1 protein-coding gene is annotated in these 311 nt (G+C 36.7%); it reads right to left on the bottom strand.

What is annotated here, in order from left to right; genetic code table 11:
• Positions 1 to 311: IS66 family transposase (locus FC46_RS09940; RefSeq protein WP_157046847.1), on the bottom strand; the 311-nt coding region annotated here is incomplete at both ends.

The following is a 311-nucleotide window of genomic DNA, read 5'->3' as shown; positions in this document are numbered from 1 at the left end:
TATTTCTCTGGATCTAACTTATTTCTTTTAGCTGTTTCAATCAGACTTAAAATGATAGCTGAAGATTGGGCACCTTCAAAGCTTTGTGAGAATAACCAATTCTTGCGACCAATCACTAAAGTCTTGATTGCTCGTTCGGCTAGATTATTTGATAAGACTAGCTGGCCATCGAGCAAAACATTCTTGAAGGTATCTTCATGGTTAAGTGCATAAGCGATAGCTTTACCTAGTTTTGATCCTGGTAATACAGTCGGTTGACTGTTTCTACACCATTCAAAGAATTCTTCAAATAATGGCTTTAGTTCTTCTTG

The sequence above is a fragment of the Lactobacillus kalixensis DSM 16043 genome (assembly GCF_001434335.1).
In the GTDB taxonomy this organism is placed as follows: Bacteria; Bacillota; Bacilli; order Lactobacillales; family Lactobacillaceae; genus Lactobacillus; species Lactobacillus kalixensis.
The sequence above is the reverse complement of the archived record's forward strand: the minus strand, read 5'-3'. Positions and strand labels throughout refer to the sequence as shown.